The sequence below is a fragment of the Microbacterium sp. gxy059 genome, assembly GCF_050958665.1.
GTDB lineage: Bacteria > Actinomycetota > Actinomycetes > Actinomycetales > Microbacteriaceae > Microbacterium.
Genome location: NZ_JAMXWT010000006.1, coordinates 1 through 17,392, shown reverse-complemented (window position 1 = coordinate 17,392; position 17,392 = coordinate 1). Strand labels below are relative to the sequence as shown.

Annotated in this window: 17 protein-coding genes; 7 read left to right on the top strand and 10 right to left on the bottom strand. The window is 72.0% G+C overall.

The window, feature by feature from the left end; all coding sequences use genetic code 11:
- Positions 1 to 30: 30 nt before the first annotated feature.
- Both NHL53_RS05270 and NHL53_RS05265 read right to left on the bottom strand, forming a co-directional pair.
- Positions 31 to 1,254, bottom strand: coding sequence for an MFS transporter (locus tag NHL53_RS05270; protein WP_433775802.1), 1,224 nt, complete (start codon positions 1,252 to 1,254; stop codon positions 31 to 33).
- 91 nt (positions 1,255 to 1,345) lie between these two features.
- Positions 1,346 to 1,843, bottom strand: coding sequence for an alpha/beta fold hydrolase (locus NHL53_RS05265; protein ID WP_433775913.1), 498 nt, complete (start codon positions 1,841 to 1,843; stop codon positions 1,346 to 1,348).
- 229 nt (positions 1,844 to 2,072) lie between these two features.
- Between NHL53_RS05265 and NHL53_RS05260 the strand changes: the two genes are divergently transcribed.
- Positions 2,073 to 2,783, top strand: coding sequence for a helix-turn-helix domain-containing protein (locus NHL53_RS05260; RefSeq protein ID WP_433775801.1), 711 nt, complete (start codon positions 2,073 to 2,075; stop codon positions 2,781 to 2,783).
- Here NHL53_RS05260 and NHL53_RS05255 read toward each other — a convergent pair.
- Positions 2,765 to 3,340 carry a dihydrofolate reductase family protein gene (locus NHL53_RS05255; RefSeq protein ID WP_433775800.1) on the bottom strand — a complete coding sequence of 192 codons (576 nt, stop codon included), beginning with the start codon at positions 3,338 to 3,340 and terminating at the stop codon, positions 2,765 to 2,767. The genes NHL53_RS05260 and NHL53_RS05255 overlap by 19 nt on opposite strands.
- 160 nt (positions 3,341 to 3,500) lie before the next feature.
- Between NHL53_RS05255 and NHL53_RS05250 the strand changes: the two genes are divergently transcribed.
- Positions 3,501 to 4,190 carry an aspartate/glutamate racemase family protein gene (locus NHL53_RS05250; RefSeq protein WP_433775798.1) on the top strand — a complete coding sequence of 230 codons (690 nt, stop codon included), beginning with the start codon at positions 3,501 to 3,503 and terminating at the stop codon, positions 4,188 to 4,190.
- A gap of 103 nt (positions 4,191 to 4,293) precedes the next feature.
- Here the strand turns inward: NHL53_RS05250 and NHL53_RS05245 are convergent, their stop codons facing one another.
- Positions 4,294 to 4,779, bottom strand: coding sequence for an HIT family protein (locus tag NHL53_RS05245; RefSeq protein WP_433775796.1), 486 nt, complete (start codon positions 4,777 to 4,779; stop codon positions 4,294 to 4,296).
- A 229-nt stretch (positions 4,780 to 5,008) separates the two neighbouring features.
- On the opposite strand from NHL53_RS05245, the gene NHL53_RS05240 reads away from it, so the two are divergent.
- Entirely contained in the window at positions 5,009 to 6,340 is a 1,332-nt protein-coding gene (locus NHL53_RS05240; RefSeq protein ID WP_433775795.1) for a M20/M25/M40 family metallo-hydrolase, read from the top strand.
- A complete protein-coding gene (locus tag NHL53_RS05235; RefSeq protein WP_433775793.1) occupies positions 6,337 to 7,758 on the top strand; it encodes an MFS transporter in 1,422 nt (473 codons plus the stop codon). Before NHL53_RS05240 ends, NHL53_RS05235 begins: the two co-directional genes overlap by 4 nt.
- Here the strand turns inward: NHL53_RS05235 and NHL53_RS05230 are convergent.
- The gene (locus NHL53_RS05230; protein ID WP_433775791.1) at positions 7,748 to 10,117 is read right to left on the bottom strand and encodes an ATP-binding cassette domain-containing protein; all 2,370 of its coding nucleotides are present in this window, start codon (positions 10,115 to 10,117) and stop codon (positions 7,748 to 7,750) included. The genes NHL53_RS05235 and NHL53_RS05230 overlap by 11 nt on opposite strands.
- 110 nt (positions 10,118 to 10,227) lie before the next feature.
- Between NHL53_RS05230 and NHL53_RS05225 the strand changes: the two genes are divergently transcribed.
- Positions 10,228 to 11,148, top strand: a complete 921-nt coding sequence (locus NHL53_RS05225; RefSeq protein WP_433775789.1) for an AEC family transporter — start codon at positions 10,228 to 10,230, stop codon at positions 11,146 to 11,148.
- On the opposite strand, the gene NHL53_RS05220 is transcribed toward NHL53_RS05225, so the two are convergent.
- The 5 genes from NHL53_RS05220 to NHL53_RS05200 all read right to left on the bottom strand — a co-directional run bounded on the left by NHL53_RS05220 (position 11,064) and on the right by NHL53_RS05200 (position 15,837).
- Positions 11,064 to 11,756, bottom strand: coding sequence for a DedA family protein (locus NHL53_RS05220; RefSeq protein WP_433775788.1), 693 nt, complete (start codon positions 11,754 to 11,756; stop codon positions 11,064 to 11,066). The two genes, NHL53_RS05225 and NHL53_RS05220, sit on opposite strands and share 85 nt — an antisense overlap.
- Before the next feature lie 16 nt (positions 11,757 to 11,772).
- The gene (locus tag NHL53_RS05215) at positions 11,773 to 13,065 is read right to left on the bottom strand and encodes an acyltransferase family protein (protein ID WP_433775787.1); all 1,293 of its coding nucleotides are present in this window, start codon (positions 13,063 to 13,065) and stop codon (positions 11,773 to 11,775) included.
- A gap of 94 nt (positions 13,066 to 13,159) precedes the next feature.
- Entirely contained in the window at positions 13,160 to 13,834 is a 675-nt protein-coding gene (locus NHL53_RS05210) for a response regulator (protein ID WP_433775786.1), read from the bottom strand.
- Entirely contained in the window at positions 13,831 to 15,039 is a 1,209-nt protein-coding gene (locus NHL53_RS05205) for a sensor histidine kinase (RefSeq protein WP_433775785.1), read from the bottom strand. The genes NHL53_RS05210 and NHL53_RS05205 overlap by 4 nt, the downstream gene beginning before the upstream one ends.
- Before the next feature lie 27 nt (positions 15,040 to 15,066).
- Positions 15,067 to 15,837 (bottom strand): SDR family oxidoreductase, encoded by a 771-nt coding sequence (locus NHL53_RS05200; protein WP_433775783.1) that lies wholly within the window; start codon positions 15,835 to 15,837, stop codon positions 15,067 to 15,069.
- Between the two features lie 149 nt (positions 15,838 to 15,986).
- Between NHL53_RS05200 and NHL53_RS05195 the strand changes: the two genes are divergently transcribed.
- Together NHL53_RS05195 and NHL53_RS05190 are read left to right on the top strand one after the other, a co-directional pair.
- Positions 15,987 to 16,787 carry a glycerophosphodiester phosphodiesterase family protein gene (locus NHL53_RS05195; protein WP_433775782.1) on the top strand — a complete coding sequence of 267 codons (801 nt, stop codon included), beginning with the start codon at positions 15,987 to 15,989 and terminating at the stop codon, positions 16,785 to 16,787.
- Between the two features lie 176 nt (positions 16,788 to 16,963).
- Complete coding sequence (locus NHL53_RS05190) at positions 16,964 to 17,359, top strand: RNA polymerase-binding protein RbpA (RefSeq protein ID WP_433775780.1); 396 nt, start codon at positions 16,964 to 16,966, stop codon at positions 17,357 to 17,359.
- Positions 17,360 to 17,392: the final 33 nt, after the last annotated feature.

Sequence of the window (17,392 nt, the reverse complement as noted above, 5' to 3'; positions counted from 1 at the left end):
CTCGCTGATCGGGTGGGAGACGATCGAGCCTCATGTCGCCGGGCTGGAACCTCCCGGGAGCTCCGGCGGGAGAGAACGGCGGGTCGCGCAGACCCAGACGGCGAGGGCGAGGAGTCCGAGCGCGGCGGCCAGCACGAACGGCGCGTCCAGACCGAAGGCGGATCCCGCGGCCCCGCCGATCAGCGCTCCGGAGGCGCCCGCCCCGAGGACGATCGTCCGCGAAGCGGCGATGACGCGGCCTCGGAGAGCATCCGGGGTCAGCCGGTGACGGAGCGACACGGTCGCCACGTTGAATGCGCCGAACCCTGCGCTGGTGACCAGCACGACGGCCGCGGCAGCCCAGATCGACGGCGCGAGGAGCAGGATCCCGGGGGTGACCGCGGCGGCAGCGATCGTCCCGACGACCACGATGCGATAGCCGAGCCACCGGATGAGCCGCTCGGCGAGCAGCGATCCGAGCAGCCCGCCTGCCGCGCCCACCGCGAGCAGGCCTCCGAAGGCCGCAGGTCCGAGCCCGAGACGGTCTTCGGCGTAGATGACGAAGATGGCGAACCAGGCACTGTCGGCAAGAGCGACCAGCGCCCCGACGAGGACGAGCGAGCGGAGCGTGCGGTGGCCGATCAGCCATCGCAGGCCCTTCGCGACTCCTGCACCGGCGCGCTCTGCCGGCTGGGACGGGGCAGCTCGCACGCTCAGCGCGGGCAGTCCGAGAACGAGCAGGATCGCGAACACCGACACGGCGCTGTTGGCGAGGAACGGCAGAGCCGCGCCCGCCGCGAACAGCACCCCGCCGACCAGGGGGCCGACGAACTCGTTCGCGACGACCTCGCCCGCTACCAGCCGCCCGTTGGCGCGCTCCAGGAGAGGGGTCGGTACCAGGCGCGGCACGGCGCTCTGAGCGGTGGTGTCTCTCACCGTCTCGCCGACTCCGAGGAGGAAGGCACTGGCGGCGAGCACCCCGATGCTGCCCATGTCGAGAGCGAACGTGACGACCAGAACACCCAGGACGGCGGCTCTGAGGGCGTCGGCGCCCACGAGCAGAGCTCTCGCGTTGCCGCGGTCCGCCCATGCTCCGGCGACCAGCCCCGTGACCAGCCAGGGGAGCGCCGCGGCAGCCGCCACAGCGCCGACCAGAAGCGCATCGTCTGTGAGGGAAGCCGCCACGAGGGGGAACGCGGCCACGCGGATCCCGTCTCCGAGATTGACCGCCGCGGTCGCCGCCCAGAAGCGCCAGTACGTCCGCCCCAGCCGCATTGCATCACCGCCCCTTCAGTCCCGGAGTTAGCACTCTACACACTCGAGTGCTAACGCCGACGGGCGAGCGGATCGGTTCGCCACCGTCATCTCACGCCGCGGCGAACTCCGTGTTCGCGTCGGCGATCGCCTGCGGCCGCGAGATGTAGGGGGAGTGGCTGGCGTCGAAGACCCGAGCAGCGGAACAGCGGGACGCCATCCTCCGCTGCAGGTCCGGGCTCGTCGCGCGATCCTGCGTGCACACGACGTAGAGGCTCCGCACGTGTCGCCACGCCGCCGTGCTCACCTCGCCGCGGCCGTGACCGGCGGCCTGCGGGACGAGCAGGCTCGCGGCGTCCCGCGCAGCGCTCGGGGTGCAGTCGCCGTAGAAGAGCCCCGGAGCCACGTCCTCGGGCACGTAGGTGAACCCGTCGGAGAAGGGGCGGATCCACGCGTTCACCGGGGCGTCCGGTCCGCCGAGCGTCGCGCAGCTCTCGCCCACATCGGGAACGAAGGCGGCGAGATACACGAGTGCGCCGGCACCCTGGACGCCCGTCGCGACCGCCCCGCGCCGTAGCTGTGGCCCACGACGATCGGGGGATCCTCGCAGGCGTCGACCGCCCCTTGCACCGCGCGCGTGTCTCCGGCAAGCGAGCCCCGATGCAGGCCGGGCACCCTGACGGCAACACCCCGCTCCTCAAGCGCCTCCGCCAGCAGGCGCATGTGGGCCGCCTGATGGTAGAGGCCGTGCACGAGCACTGCTTCTCTGGTGGCCACATCACTCAGGGAACCACAGCGGACCGGGTCATCGGGATCCGCGGCGCGGGTACCGTGTGCCCATGGGCCTGCTGTTCGAGACGCGGACATCGGCCTCTCCGTGGGTGTCGACGGTGTGGACCTGCCGGAGCGCGCAGGTGTCCGAGATGACCAGCGTGGCGAGCGAGACCTGGGGGCTCGTGCTCTGGGAGGAGCGGGGGAGTGCGCACGCGGCCGTCGTCGGCCCAGAGAGCCGCACGGCCAGGGCTCCGGTGCCTCAGGACGCGAGCTTCGTGGGGATCCAGTTCGCGGTGGGCGCCTCGCTCCGCATGTCCGACATGGTCTCCCTCGTCGACGGCGGCATCGCGCTGCCTGACGCGCGACCTCGGAGCTTCTGGCTCGACGGGCGACGATGGCCGACGCCCCGCGTGGACGACGCCGAGCTCCTCGTGGATCGCCTCGTTCGGCACGAGGTGCTCGTGCGCGACCCGGTCGTGTCCGAGATGCTCCGCGGGCGCCGCTCGAACGTGAGCCCTCGCACGGTGGAGCGCCGGTTCCGCGCCGCGACAGGGATGACCCGCGGGTCGATCGCGCAGATCGAGCGGGCGCGCGCCGCGGCGGAGCTGCTGACCGCCGGCGCGACGGCGGGCGAGGTCGTGGAGAGGCTCGACTTCTACGACGAGCCCCACCTCGCCCGCGCGCTGCGGCGATACATCGGGCGGTCGGCTCAGCAGCTGCGATCCGGATCCGTCGGCACGATCGCGCTCGACCCGGATCACCGCACGACGTCGTAGACGAGCTTCGCCACCCCGTTCGCGTAGCTCGCGGACTCGCGCAGTCGAAGATCCCGCTTGTCGCGATCCTCGCGGGAGAAGAGGCTCTTGCCGGCGCCGAGCAGCACGGGGAACACGAGCAGGTTGTATCGGTCGATGAGATCCGCGTCCGAGAGGCGCCGCGCGAGCTCCGCGCTGCCGTGGATGAAGATGCCACCGCCGTCCTCCTGCTTCAGCGCGGCGACGTCGTCATCCGAACGCAGGATCGCCGTCGGCCCCCATCCGTCGAAGAGCGCGTCGTCGGAGAGGGTCGTCGACACGACATACTTCGGCAGGTCCTGGTACGCCGCGTGGTCCTCCGATTCGCGCCAGAACGGGGCGAACGCCTCGTAGCTGCGACGTCCGAACAGCAGCGCGGTCGTGTCGGCGAGCTCTTCCTCCTTGAGCGAGAACGCCTCCGGCACGAACTCGGTCGCCGCGACCCAGCCACCGCTCCGGTGTCCCTCGGCCTCGCTGCCGGGGGAGTCGACGACGCCGTCGAGAGACATGAACCCCGTGTAGACCAGTTCGCGTGCCATGGATCTTCCTTCTGCAGGTGAGCGAGGCGGCAGGAGGATCCGTGCCCGCGGTCTCAGGCTAGGGCGAGCGCGGGGTCGCCGTCTTGGACGAAAACGACAGCGATCCCGGGGCGCGAGCACCCGCCGTACGCCGTTCCGCACGAGCTTCTAGAGTGGACTCGTGAAGACGATCGGCGTTCTCGGAGGCATGAGCTGGGAGTCCTCGCTGGACTGGTATCGGCTCGCGAACGAGCAGGTGCGGGAGCGACTCGGTGGATTCCACTCGGCGCCGATCCTGCTCGACTCGCTGGACTTCGCGGAGATCGAGCGGCTGCAGGCCGCGGGGGAGTGGGGCGAAGCGGGCACCATCCTGGCCTCCCGCGCCCGGCGGCTGGAGGATGCGGGCGCCGAGCTGATCGTGCTGTGCACCAACACGATGCACATCGTCGCCGACCGCATCGAGGAGGCGATCGGCGTGCCCTTCCTGCACATCGCCGATACGACGGCCGCGGCCATCGCCGACGCGGCCCTGACGACGGTCGGACTGCTCGGCACGGCATTCACGATGGAGCAGCCGTTCTACCGCGATCGGCTCGCGCAGCGCGGCATCACGACGGTGATCCCGGGCGCGGACGACCGCGGGACGGTGCATCGGATCATCTACGACGAGCTCGTGCTCGGCGTGGTCGACGACGGATCCCGACGGCGCTACCAGGAGATCATCGAGCGCCTGGTCGGCGCGGGCGCGCAGGGGATCGTCCTCGGCTGCACCGAGATCGAGCTGCTGATCTCGGCCGACGAGGTCTCCGTGCCGGTCTTCCCGACCACGGCGCTGCACGTCTCCGCGGCCCTCGCGGCCGCGGGGCTCTGAGGACTCGTCGTCGGTGGGGGCGGGCGAGCGATCAGCCTCCCTACGCGAAACAGCGGCAACACCCTGGGCGCACGGCGCGACAGGTCCAGGACAACCCGTGGGGTCAGTCGTCGAAGGTGACTGGCAGGCCAAGGCTTCGTCGGAGCTTCAGCGCGTACGCTGCCCGCGCGTCGGGGGAGACCCATTCCGCCTCGGCGTGTCGCTCGTAGAGTCGGTCGCCCTCGTATCGCGGGAACACATGCACGTGAAGATGCCAGACCTCCTGATCCCCGGCTGGCTCGTTATGCTGACGGATCGACGTCCCTTCGCACCCGTAGGCGGCGCGGATCCCGACGGCGACCCGCTGCACGAGGTCCCACACTGCGCTCCCGTCGAGCGGGGCCAGGGCGTAGATGTTCTCCACATGGGTGCGCGGCATCACGAGGGCTCCGCCCGGGTTGCCGGGCCACCATTTGGGGGCGATGCGCGCGAAAGCGCGGTTTGTGACGGCGACTACGTCAGAAGGGGAATTCCACTCGTCGACGAAGCCTTGCTGGATCCCGCAGAACGGGCAGGAATACCCCGTCGGCTCATGTGTCGGAGGAAGCACACGCGATTTTCTCACAGGGGACGCGCTCGTCTGCTCCTCGGATCTGCCATATGGAAAGCGGACATCCGGGTGGCGAGCACCGGGGGAGAGTCTCGGATGCCCCGATCGCCAGCCCGGGCTTCGGGGAGCGGCCCCCCGAATCCGTAAACTGACATAATGTGCATTATCGGCGATACCTTGTGATGCGCCCGTTCCGGGCGAGAGGGGCTGCAGCCGCTACTCTCAGCGCATGGATGACGACGCCTTGGAGATCGCGCGGCGGCTGGCGCGGCTCGTCCGCATCCCGACGGTCAGCGCCGAGCTCGACGAGCGCGGGCTCGCGCCGTTCGACGAGGCGCTCGAGCTGCTGGCAGAGATGTATCCGCGCACGCACGCGACGCTGGAGCGCGAGATGATCGGCGACCTCGGCGTGCTGTACCGCTGGCCGGGATCCGGCGACGGCGATCCGATCGTCCTCATGGCGCACTACGACGTGGTCCCCGCGGACGAGGCGGACGGATGGACGCGGGATCCCTTCTCCGGCGAGATCGACGACGCGTTCGTGCACGGGCGCGGCGCCCTCGACGACAAGGGTCCGCTCATCGTGATCCTCGAGGCGATAGAATACCTGCTCAGGGCAGATTTTCAACCAACCAGGGACGTCTATCTCTCCTTCGGCGGCAACGAGGAGACCTTCGGCGACGCGGCGCGGGCGATCTCCGACGCGCTGCGCGATCGGGGCGTCGTGCCTTGGCTCGTGCTCGACGAGGGCGGAGCGATCGTCGACGCTCCCCTGCCGTTCGTCTCCGGCCGCGCCGCGATGATCGGCGTCGGCGAGAAGGGCATCGTCTCGCTGCGCCTCGACGCCCAGGGCGACGGCGGCCACGCGTCCGCGCCGCAAGGCCCCTCGGCGATCGACCGCATCGCCAGGGCCGTCGCGCGCCTCGACGTCTCGACGTTCCCGCCCCGTACGCCGTCGGCCATCACGCGCATGCTCGGCGTCTTCTCCGAACGCGCGTCCGGCCCGGCACGTCTCGTGCTGCGCCTGCTCTCCCGCTCCCGGCTCCTCACGGGGAGGGTCTCCGCGATGCTCGGCGGCGAGCCGGCGGCCCTCGTGCGCACCACGATCGCCGCGACGATGCAGGACGGCGGATCCGCCGTCAACGTGCTGCCCGCCCGCGCGTCCGCCGTGCTCAACCTGCGCCTCATCCCGGGCGAGACGGTCCAGACCGCCGTGCGGAGGATCCGCCGCCGGATCCGGGACCCGAAGGTCGGCATCGAGGTGCTCGAGGCATCAGACCCCTCGCCGCAGTCGGATCCGTCGGGCGAGCCGTTCGCGGCCGTCGCCCGCGCGGTGCGCCGGGCCTTCCCGGACGCGCTGCCCGCGCCGTACCTGATGATGCAGGCGAGCGACGCCCGGCACTTCCACCGCTTCTCCCCCGACGTGCTCCGCTTCGCGCCGCTCGAGATGTCGGCCGCCCAGCGCGCGGGCATCCACGGCGTCGACGAGCGCGTCGAGATCGCGTCGCTGGCCCGCGGCCGCGACTTCCACGTCGCGCTCCTCTCCGAGCAGGCGTCGTGACGACGCCCGGCCGCCTCGGCGCGCTCTGGAGCGTCGTCGGCCTGCTCGCGTTCGTCGAGTTCACGAGCGGCATCATCCAGGGCTACTACACGCCGATGCTCACCGACATCGCGCGTCACCTCGGCGTGCACGACGCCGACGTCAACTGGCTCGAGGGCAGCCAGCTCATGCTGTCGGCGCTCGTCGTGCCCGCCTTCGCGAAGCTCGGCGACATGGTCGGGCACCGGCGCATGCTCCTGTGGTCGACCGCGGCGACGGCCGCGGCCTCGCTCGTCCTCCCCTTCGCCGACTCCTTCTGGCTGTTCCTCGTCGCGTGGTCGCTGCAGGGCGTGTACGTCGTGTGGCTCCCCCTCGAGGTCGCGCTCATCTGGTCGCGCTCCCGGGCCAGGGGCGCGCCGGCGTCGCTCACCGCGAAGGCCGCGGGCGTGCTCGTCGCCGCGCTCGAGGCGGGGGCGATCGCCGGTGCGCTGGCGGGCGGCGCCCTCGTCGACGCGCTGTCCCTCCGCATCGTCCTCCTCGTGCCCGCCCTCGCCGTCGTCGCCTGCTTCGCCGTCATCCTGCTCGGCGTCGAGGAATCGCCCTCCGTCGCGGGCGGACGGCTCGACACGACGGGGCTCGTGCTCGTCTCCCTCGCCCTCATCCTGTTCACGGGCGGGCTCAGCCTGCTGCGCCTCGGCGACGCGACCGCGTGGGCGCTCATCGCCGCGGGGCTCGCGCTGCTCGTGCCGTTCGCGCTCTGGGAGCTGCGCCATCCGGATCCGCTCATCGACGTGCGCATGTTCCGGCAGAGCGCCCTCTGGCCGGTGTTCCTCACCGCGGGGCTCTTCGGCGTGAGCGTGCTCGGAGCGCAGGCGCCCCTGTCGACCTTCGCCCGCACGGACCCCGCCGTGCACGGCTACGGGCTCGGCACCTCGGGGTTCGACACCTCGCTGATCATCGGCGTCTACCTCGTCGCGATGATCGCGGGCGCCCTCCTCTCCCCCGTCCTCGCGCGGCGCACGTCGCCCCGTGTCTCGCTCATCGTCGCCGCCTGCTGCGTCGGCGCGGGATACCTGCTCTTCCTGCCGTGCCACGACGCCTACCTGCAGGTGACGACGAACATGGTGATCGCGGGGCTGGGATCCGGGGCGCTCGTCGCCGCGCTTCCCGCGACGGCCGCCGCTGCCGCCCCGCCCGCGCAGACCGGGGTCGCGACGGGGCTCACGAACTCGACGAAGACCGTCGGCGGCGCCGTCGCGTCGTGCGTCTTCGGCCTCGCCCTCATGAACGGCGCGGCGGACGCGGCCGCGAGCACCGCGGGATCCTTCTCCGGCTATGCGACCGTGTGGACGATCTGCGGGGTCACGGCCCTCGTCGCCGCCGCGGCGCTCGTCGCCGTGCCCCGCACCGCCTTCACCGACCGCGAGGTCACGCGCTGACGTACTCCGCGAGGTGCTGGCCGGTCAGCGTGCTCTTCTCCGCGACGAGCTCGGCGGGGGTGCCCTCGAAGACGACGCGGCCGCCCTCGTGGCCCGCGCCGGGCCCCATGTCGATGATCCAGTCGGCGTGGGCCATCACGGCCTGATGGTGCTCGATGGCGATCACCGACGTTCCGCCGTCGACGAGCCCGTCGAGCATCTCGAGCATCTTCTCCACGTCGGCGAGGTGCAGGCCCGTCGTGGGCTCGTCGAGCACGTACACCTCGGCGCCCTCCGCCATCTGCACCGCGAGCTTCAGGCGCTGTCGCTCCCCGCCGGACAGAGTCGAGAGCGCCTGGCCGAGGGTGATGTAGCCGATCCCCACCGCGTCGAGGCGCGCGAGGATCTTCGCGGCCGCGGGAACCCTGGCCGCGCCCGCGGAGAAGAAGGGCAGCGCCTCGGAGACGGGCATCGCGAGCACGTCGGCGATGCTCTTCCCGCCCAGCAGGTACTCGAGCACCTCCGCGGTGAACCGGCGACCGCCACAGTCCTCGCACGGCGTCGTGACGCCCTGCATGAAGCCGAACTCCGTCGTGATCACGCCGTTGCCCTTGCACGTCGGGCAGGCGCCCTCGCTGTTCGAGCTGAACAGGGCCGGCTTGACGCCGTTCGCCTTCGCGAACGCCTTGCGGATCGGCTCCAACATGCCCGTGTAGGTCGCCGGGTTGCTGCGGCTCGACCCCTTGATCGCCGTCTGGTCCACGAACACGACGCCGTCGCGCCCCGCCAGCGTCTCGGAGACGAGCGAGCTCTTGCCGGATCCCGCGACGCCCGTCAGCGCGACGAGCACGCCCGTGGGGATGTCCACGTCGACGTCCTGCAGGTTATGGGAGGACGCGCCGCGCAGCTCGAGCGCGCCCGTGGGGGTGCGCACCTCGCTCTTGAGGCGAGCGCGGTCGTCGAGATGCCGGCCCGTGACCGTGTCGGCGCGGCGCAGATCATCGACCGCGCCCGTGAAGCAGATCTCGCCGCCCGCGCCGCCCGCGCCCGGGCCCACGTCGACGACGTGGTCGGCGATCGAGATCGTCTCGGGCTTGTGCTCGACGACGAGCACCGTGTTGCCCTTGTCGCGGAGCTGCCGCAGCAGGTCGTTCATCCGCTGGATGTCGTGGGGATGGAGACCGGCCGTGGGCTCGTCGAACACGTACGTCACGTCGGTCAGGGGCGAGCCGAGGTGCGTGATCATCTTCAGCCGCTGGGCCTCTCCCCCGCTGAGCGTGCCGGAGGCGCGGTCGAGCGAGAGATAGCCGAGGCCGATGTCGACGAACGACTGCAGCAGGGCCTCGAGGGATCCGAGCAGCGTCGCCGCGCCCGGCTCGTCGAGGTCGCGCACCCAGGCGAGCAGATCCGTCACCTGCATCGCGCAGGCCTCGCCGATGTGGATCCCTCTGATCGTCGAGGAGCGCGCGGGCTCCGCGAGGCGCGTGCCGCCGCAGTCGGGGCACGACTGGAAGGCGACGGCGCGATCCACGAACGCGCGGACGGCGGGCTGCATCGCCTCGCGATCCTTCGTCAGGATCGACGCGCGCACGCGCGGGATGAGACCCGTGTAGGTCATGTTCACGCCGCCGATCTTCACCTTCGTCTCGTCGCGGCGCAGGAAGTCGTCGAGCTCGGTCGGCGTGAAGTCGCGCACCGGCTTGTCCGGGTCGAAGAAGCCCGACTCGGCGTAGAAGCGCACCGACCAGCCTCCGACCTTGTAACCGGGAACGCGGATCGCCCCCTCGTTGATCGAGAGGGTCTCGTCGTACAGCTCGGCCGTGTCGAGGTCGCTCACCCTGCCCGTGCCCTCGCAGCCGGGGCACATGCCGCCGAGCATCGAGAACGACGCGCGCTCCCGCTTGGCCGTGCCCGAGCGCTCCACGAGGATCGCGCCGGACGCCTTCACGGAGGGCGTGTTGAACGAGTACGCGTTGGGCGGGCCGATCTGCGGATCCCCGAGCCGGCTGAAGAGCACGCGCAGCATCGCGTTCGCGTCGCTCGCCGTGCCCACGGTCGAGCGGATGTTCGCGCCCATCCGCTCCTGGTCGACGATGATCGCGGTCGTCAGCCCCTCGAGCGCGTCGACGTCGGGGCGGGCCGTCTGCGGCATCATGCCCTGCAGGAACGCGCTGTAGGTCTCGTTGACGATGCGGCGCGACTCGTTCGCGATGGTCTCGAACGCGAGCGAGCTCTTCCCGGATCCCGACACCCCGGTGAACACCGTGAGGCGGCGCTTCGGGATGTCGAGGTCGATGTTCTTGAGGTTGTTCTCGCGGGCGCCGCGCACGCGGATGGTGTCGTGCTGGTCGGCGGGATGGGCGGCGCGCGTCTCGGTCATGGATCGATGGTGCCACGCCCCGCTCCCCTCCGCCCGCACCGACGCCGGGCGGAGCGGGCGCTTCGGTAGGTTGGTTCCGTGACACTCCTCCCCGCTCCCCTGCCGACGACGTGATCGAGGTCGTCACCGGCTTCGCCGTGGTCGGCGTCGCGATCGTCACGGGCTACGTCATCGGCCGCATCGGACTGCTCGGCGAGAACGGCGGAGCCGTGCTCGGACGCCTCTCGTTCTTCGTGCTCAATCCGTTCCTCATGTTCCTCGTGCTGAGCGAGTCGGACGTCGCGGTGCTGTTCTCCTGGATCCTGCCCGTGTCGGCCGCCGCTGCCGGCGTCGTCTTCGTCGCCTACGGACTCGTCGCCCGGCTCCTCTGGAAGCGCTCGTGGGGCGACGTGGTGATGGGCTGCCTGTCGGCAGGGCAGGTGAACGGCAACAACGTCGGCATCCCGATCTCGACCTACGTGCTGGGAAACGCCGCCTACTCGGCGCCGGTCATCCTCATGCAGCAGCTCGTCTTCACGCCGGTCTCCCTCGCGATCCTCGACGCGCTGTCGAGCGGGGAGAGCCGGTGGTGGCGCGCGCTGCTGCGGGCGCTGCGGAACCCCATGATCGTCGGCTCCCTCGCGGGCCTCATCGTCGCGCTCGCGGGGATCCCCGTCCCGCCGCTCGTGCGCGAGCCGATCGCCCTCGTCGCCGGCGCCGCCGTGCCGGTGATCCTCATCAGCTTCGGCATGTCGCTGCACGGTCAGCGCGTGCTGTCGCAGCCGGGCACGCGACGCGATGTCACGACCGCCTCGCTCATCAAGCTGCTCGGCATGCCTCTCGCGGCATATCTCCTCGGCGCGTTCGCGTTCGGGCTGACGGGCCACGCGCTGCTCGTCGTGGTGGTGCTCGCGGCGCTGCCGACCGCGCAGAACGTCTTCAACTACGCGCAGCGCTACGGCATCGGCTACGTCATCTCGCGCGACGTGGTGTTCATCACGACCCTCGGGTGCGCGCCGGTGCTCTTCGGCGTCGCGCTGCTGCTCGGCTGAGTCGCGCGCCGCCCGCGTCGGGTGCGCACCGCCGCGATGATCCGGTCGGCGACGAGGCCGAGCACGATGGCCGCCACGATGCCGACGCCGGCGCCGATCAGCGGATGGTCGCCCAGCCACGCGCCGGCCAGCGCGCCGATGCCCACCGAGTAGGCCGACCAGCTCACGGCGGCGATGAGCGACAGAAGCACGAACCGCGCCCGCGGATAGCGCGTGGCGCCGGCCGTGAGGTTCACGGCGGTCCTGCCGATCGGGATGTACCGCGCGATGAGGATCGCGGAGGCGCCGCCTCGGGCGAGCCCCCGCTCCGCGAGGGAGATGGCGCGCCGTCCGCGCTCCGAGCGCATCCACCGGAACCGCCGCGTGCCGACGCCGCGGCCGATCGCGTAGGTGAGGTTGTCGCCCGTGAAGGCGCCCGCCGCCGCGACGACGCCGAGGAGCGCCCATTCCGGATGGCCGGTCGACAGCCCGATCGCCGTCGCGCCGACCAGCACGGTCTCGCTCGGGACGGGAGGGAAGAACCCGTCGAGCAGCGCGAAGGCGAACACGACGAGGAAGATGACGGGCGAGCCCGCCAGGGAGAGGACGGCATCGATCAGGAGATCCACGCTCCGATCCTTTCGGTCAGGCGAGACGGACGGAATGGGTCTGTCCCGCGGGAAGATGCGGGGGAAAACCCCCGGCCGCGGGCCGGGAGGAGAGGAAGAGGGCCGCGCCGCCGATGGCCGCGCTGAGGACCGCCGTCTCGACATCGAGACCCCGCACGAAGACGCACGCGACGCTCGCGATGCCCAGCAGGGCGCCGGCCGCCACACGCCAGCCCGCCGCCGCGCGCTGCCCGGAGGCGGGACGCTCGGCGCCGTGCGCGATGCGGGCCACCGCGAACACGAGTGCGGCGATCACCAGGCACCAGAGGGGGCGCGACGCCCACCAGGCGACCGAGAGGATCTCGGGCAGGTCGGTGCCCCGCAGCAGCGCGGACCCGGCCAGCAGCCCGGCGAGCCCGATGATCACGGGCATGTGCCACAGGTAGATCGTCATGGCCCGGGTGCCGAGGACGTCGACGACGCGGAGGGTCGCGCCGCCGACGCGACGCAGCGCCGGCTGAGCGACGGAGAACAGCAGGGTCTGAGCGACTCCGAGGAGCAAGAGCGCCGCCGTCGGCGGGTTGAGGTTGACGTACATGTCCGGCGAGTAGACCCCGGCGCCCGCGAGCGCGCCGAGACCGACCAGGGCGATGAGCGCCGCCGCGATGCGGACGCGCGGGCGGATCCGCTCGCACCACCCGTCGGCGAGCGCGAAGCCGAGCTGCTGGATGAGCAGCCAGACGAACGCGAGGTTGAGGAGGCCGACGGCCTCCGCGCCCGTCGCGGCCCGGGCGATGTCGACGCCGCACACGGCGGCGGAGAGGGCGACGAGCGTGACGACGGGGCGCCGCTCGTGGAGGGCGACCATCGCGGGGACGAGGGCCTGCACGAGGAGGAACACCCCGAGGAACCACAGGGGCTGGGAGATCCGGAACCCCGCCTCCGCCACGACGGGCTCGGGCGCTCCCGCGGCGCTGAGCGCGGCGAGCGCCACCGCGACGACGGCCATGGCGACGATGCTCGGCCGGAGCAGCCGCATGAGGCGTCCGTGGACGAACGACGACGCCGTCTCTCCCCCTGCGCGACGGCGCCTCCAGGCAGTCACGCCGGTCGCGCCTCCCGCGAGGAAGAACAGCGGCATGACCTGCACGACCCAGCTGACGGGCCAGAACCACGGCGCATCGAGCGCGTTCGCGAACACGGTCTCGCCGGCCCGCACCGAGACGCCCGCCATCACCGCGTGCAGCAGCACGACCACGACGAGGCAGGCCGCGCGGATCACGTCGATGCTGCGGTCTCTGACGGGCGTCTGAGGGGGTGTCGAACTCATGGTTCCACGCTAGGAATCGGGCCGCTCCCCGCGCGTCCCTCTGCGGAGCGATCTTCGCGCTCCCGACCCCCTACTCCGGTAGGGGGTCGGGAGCTCAGCCGCCCGGCGAGACCAGCCCCGCGTCGTACGCGCGGATCACCGCCTGCACGCGGTCCCGCGCGCCGAGCTTCATGAGGATCCTGCTGACGTGCGACTTCACGGTCTGCTCGGCGATCACGAGCTCCCCGGCGATCTCGCCGTTCGACAGGCCGCGGCCGATGCAGGTGAGCACATCGACCTCGCGCTGGGTGAGCTCGGCGAGCGGATCCGCTCCGGCTCGCGGAGCCGGGGCTCCCCCGCGGAAGCGCTCGATGAGCCGGCGCGTGACGCTCGGCGCGAGGAGCGCCTCCCCCGCCGCGACGACCCGCACCGCCTGGACGAGCTCGGCGGGCAGCGCGTCCTTCAGGAGGAACCCGCTCGCGCCCGCCTCGAGGGCCTCGAACACGTAGTCGTCGATGTCGAAGGTCGTGAGCATGATGATGCGCGGCGCGGGGCGGTCGTCGGCGCGTTCGGCGCCGAGGATGCGCCGTGCGGCGTCGAGCCCGTCGCGCACGGGCATGCGCACGTCCATCAGCACGACGTCCGGATGCTCGCGCGCGACCGCGGCGATCGCCTCGTCGCCGTCGGCCGCCTGCGCGACGACCCTGATCCCGTCCTGCGCGTCGAGGAGGGCCGCGAAGCCCGCCCGGACCATCGCCTGGTCGTCCGCGATCGCCACGGTGATGCTCATCGCTCTCCTCCGCTCGTCGGGAGCGTCGCGCGCACCCGGAAGACGTCGCCCTCGTCGCTCTCCCCCACCTCGACACTGCCGCCGACGAGAGCCGCCCGCTCGTGCATCCCGACGATTCCGTGCCCGGGTGCCTCGGCCCGACGCCCGGGCGGAACCGCGTTCTCCACGAGGATCCGCACCTCCCCGTCGGATGCCCGGATCCGCATGCGCACGGGTGCTCCCGGGGCGTGGCGCACGGCGTTGCTCAGCGACTCCTGGGCGATGCGGAACGCCGCGAGGTCGGCGGCGGCGTCCCGAAGCTCGTCGCCTCCGGTCATCTCGAAGTCGATCTCGGCGCCGGCGGCGCGCGCCTGCTCGACGATCTCCGGGAGGTCTCCGATCCCCCGCTGGGGCGCGTATTCCGCGGGCCCGTCGCCGCGCAGGACGCCGAGGATCCGGCGCATCTCGCCGAGCGATCCGCGCGCCGCCTGCCCGATCGCGTCGAACTCGGCGGCTGCGGCGTCGTCGAGCTCCGGCAGGCGGTAGCGGGCGGTCGAGGCCTGCACCTGGATGAGGGACATCCCGTGGGCCACGACGTCGTGCAGCTCTCGGGCGATCCGCTGGCGCTCCTCCGCCACGAGGCGCCGCTCCGTCTCGACGTCGCCTCGGCGCGTCTCCTCCTCCAGCAGGCGGGCGATGCGGAGGCGCTCCGAGAGCAGGGACCCCACGAGCGCGCCGGTCGCGGCGAGCGAGAGCGCGACGATCGTGCTCGCGAGCGGCCCGGCCTCGGGGTGCGCGAACGCCCATGACGAGACGGTCGCGGCGGGCGCGAGCAGCGCGACGCCCGCCCATCTCCAGCCGTGGAACGCGCCGACCGTGCCGGTGAGGAGCACGAAGGCGATGATCGAGGTCACGGCCCACGGCCAGGGCGCGCCGGGGGTCGCCGTGCCGACCAGGCGCAGGAGCACCCCTGCCGCGGAGAACAGCACGATCGCGAGCGCGGGGATGCGCCGCGCGACGAGCAGGGCGGCCGACTGGAGGCTCGCGAACAGCAGCGCCCACCCGCCGCCTACCCCGTAGACGACGTGCTCGACCGGGGCGGCGACAGCCAGGAGCGCGAGCGCCGCGACGGCGAGCAGGAGGTCCCACGGGAGGATGCCCAGGCGCGCCATCAGGCGCCGCACGGCGGCGAACCGCGCGGCGCCTGAAGGGTCGTCCGACCTCATGCGGTCACCTGCCGTGCGCGCGGGGCGTCAGCCCTCCGGCGTGAAGCTCGACAGGTCGCCGAGGATGCGCTCGTTGCCCTCCGGCACGTCCGCGACGGCGGCGCGGGCGATCTCCGCGGCGAACTCCGACACGTTGAGCAGCTTGCCCGCCTCGGAGCGGCGCGTCTCGATGGCGCCCGGGTTCGCGCGCTCGAGCAGCGTCGCGGTGATCGTGCCCTCGATCATGTCGCCGGAGACGACGACGAAGCCGATGCCCTTCTCCTCCAGCTCGGGGATCCGCTCGCGCAGCGCGTCCTCGCCCGCGCGCTTCGACAGGGCGACGGGCTCGTACTCGGGCATCGTCGGCGTCGTGCGGATGAAGTGCGCCTGGTGGCTCGTGACGAACACGACCCGCGAGCCCTCCCCGAGTAGCGGCAGCGCAGCGTCGAGCATGCCCACCTGCGCATCGCGGTTGAGGCGCATCGCGTAGTCCTCGCCCAGGTTCTGCTCCATGCCGCCGGAGGCGTTGAGCACGAGGATGTCGAGCGACCCGAAGATGTCCTTCACGGCGCCCATCATCGAGTCGACCGACTCGCGATCGGTGAGGTCGGCGCCGACGACGAGCGTCTGCGCGCCGTATGCCTCGTTCACCTCGCGGGCGAGCTTCTCGGCTCGGGGCGCCTTGTTGCGGAAGTTGATGACGACGTTCGCGCCGGCCTGCGCGAAGAAGCGCACGGTGTCGGCGCCGACGCCGCGCGACGAGCCGGTGACGAGGACGGTCCTGCCGTCGAGGGATCCGGAGGCGAGCGGCTGCGACATGTACGGGCTCCTGTCGGGACGTGAGACACGGGGCCGCGCCGGGGTGAGGGAGGCGCGACGGAAGAACCCTCCGAGACTATCGCCCGCATCCGCGCCGTCCCCGTGGGCGCACCGCCAACCCTCGCGAGCCCGGGTGATAGGTTCCCGACATGCCGACGCCCGAGCACCCGCGCGGATCCGCACCGCACCCCTTCTTCCGCGACGCGGAGGGGACGAGAGTGCTCGCCCACCGGGGGCTCGTGACCGACGAGATGCGGGCGGACGGCATCGCGGAGAACACGGTCGCGGCCTTCGCGGCGGCCGATGCGGCCGGCGTCGTGTTCGCGGAGTCGGACTGCCATCTCACGGCGGACGGCGAGGTCGTGCTCTTCCACGACGCGAACCTCGAGCGCGTCACCGGGGATCCGCGGGACGTCGCGGACGTGCCGCTCCGGGAGCTCGAGGACATGATGGCGGAGCGCGGCGGTCTCACGACGCTGGAGCAGGCCCTCGAGGCGTTCCCCGACCTGCGCTTCAACATCGACGTCAAGGCCGAGGGCGCGGCCGAGCCGACCGGCCGCATCGCCGCCCCGCACGCGCACCGCGTGCTGCTCACGAGCTTCTCGGATCGCCGGCGCCTCGCCGCTCTCGCGGCGGCGCGCCGCGAGGGAGGCGCACCGGCGACCTCCGCCGGCATGGGCACGGTCGCCCGCGTGCTCGCCCTCGCGAGCGTCGGCAGGTCCGCGCACGCGGCGCGGCTGCTGCGCGACGTCGACGCACTGCAGATCCCCGAGCGCCAGAAGGGCCTCCCGGTGCTGACGCGGCGCCTCCTGGAGGCCGCGCACGGAGCGGGCACCGAGGTGCACGTGTGGACGGTGAACGAGCCCTCGGACATGTCGCGGCTCCTGGCGCGCGGGGTCGACGGGATCGTCACCGACAGGGCCGACGTCGCCCACGACGTCCTCTCCTGACGGAGTGCATTGACCCGCCTGCGGGGCCGCGCTACCTTTCGCCCAGACGGGTGCCCTCCCCCGGCCCCGCGGGTTCCCACTGGGGATCTGCTGGGAAACCCTCCGCCCGTCTCGGGTTTCGGATGATCCGCCCAGACCCGAGCGTTAGACCAGGAGATCGACGAGAGGACACGGACATGGCAGAACGAAGCCTTCGCGGAATCCGCCTCGGCGCCCAGAGCCTTCAGAGCGAAGAGGGCGTCGTCTTCATGGAGCGCAAGGAGCACACCTACCTCTGCAGCTCGTGCGGTCGCGAGACCACGCTGATGTTCGCGGCCGACGCAGAGCCCCCCGCCGCCTGGGAGTGCCGCACCTGCGGCGCCGAGGCGGTTCTTCAGACCGAGAAGGGCGCGGCAGAGGTCGACCACTCGGGCGACAAGACCCCGCGCACGCACTGGGACATGCTGCTCGAGCGCCGCACGATCCCGGAGCTCGAGGAGCTCCTGGAGGAGCGTCTCGCGTACATCCGCGAGCGTCGCGGCGAGGGTCAGGACCCGACCAAGGAGAAGCGCTCCTCGCGTCGGAGCGCCTGATCCCGTCGTGGAGCTCGTCTCCGTAGAGGGGCT

Bases quoted from the DNA above. Each gene is read 5' to 3' on its own strand.
- NHL53_RS05270 (WP_433775802.1), bottom strand. From the start codon at position 1,254: ATGCGGCTGGGGCGGACGTACTGGCGCTTCTGGGCGGCGACCGCGGCG.
- NHL53_RS05260 (WP_433775801.1), top strand. From the start codon at position 2,073: ATGGGCCTGCTGTTCGAGACGCGGACATCGGCCTCTCCGTGGGTGTCG.
- NHL53_RS05255 (WP_433775800.1), bottom strand. From the start codon at position 3,340: ATGGCACGCGAACTGGTCTACACGGGGTTCATGTCTCTCGACGGCGTC.
- NHL53_RS05240 (WP_433775795.1), top strand. From the start codon at position 5,009: ATGGATGACGACGCCTTGGAGATCGCGCGGCGGCTGGCGCGGCTCGTC.
- NHL53_RS05230 (WP_433775791.1), bottom strand. From the start codon at position 10,117: ATGACCGAGACGCGCGCCGCCCATCCCGCCGACCAGCACGACACCATC.
- NHL53_RS05215 (WP_433775787.1), bottom strand. From the start codon at position 13,065: ATGAGTTCGACACCCCCTCAGACGCCCGTCAGAGACCGCAGCATCGAC.
- NHL53_RS05210 (WP_433775786.1), bottom strand. From the start codon at position 13,834: ATGAGCATCACCGTGGCGATCGCGGACGACCAGGCGATGGTCCGGGCG.
- NHL53_RS05205 (WP_433775785.1), bottom strand. From the start codon at position 15,039: ATGAGGTCGGACGACCCTTCAGGCGCCGCGCGGTTCGCCGCCGTGCGG.
- NHL53_RS05200 (WP_433775783.1), bottom strand. From the start codon at position 15,837: ATGTCGCAGCCGCTCGCCTCCGGATCCCTCGACGGCAGGACCGTCCTC.
- NHL53_RS05195 (WP_433775782.1), top strand. From the start codon at position 15,987: ATGCCGACGCCCGAGCACCCGCGCGGATCCGCACCGCACCCCTTCTTC.
- NHL53_RS05190 (WP_433775780.1), top strand. From the start codon at position 16,964: ATGGCAGAACGAAGCCTTCGCGGAATCCGCCTCGGCGCCCAGAGCCTT.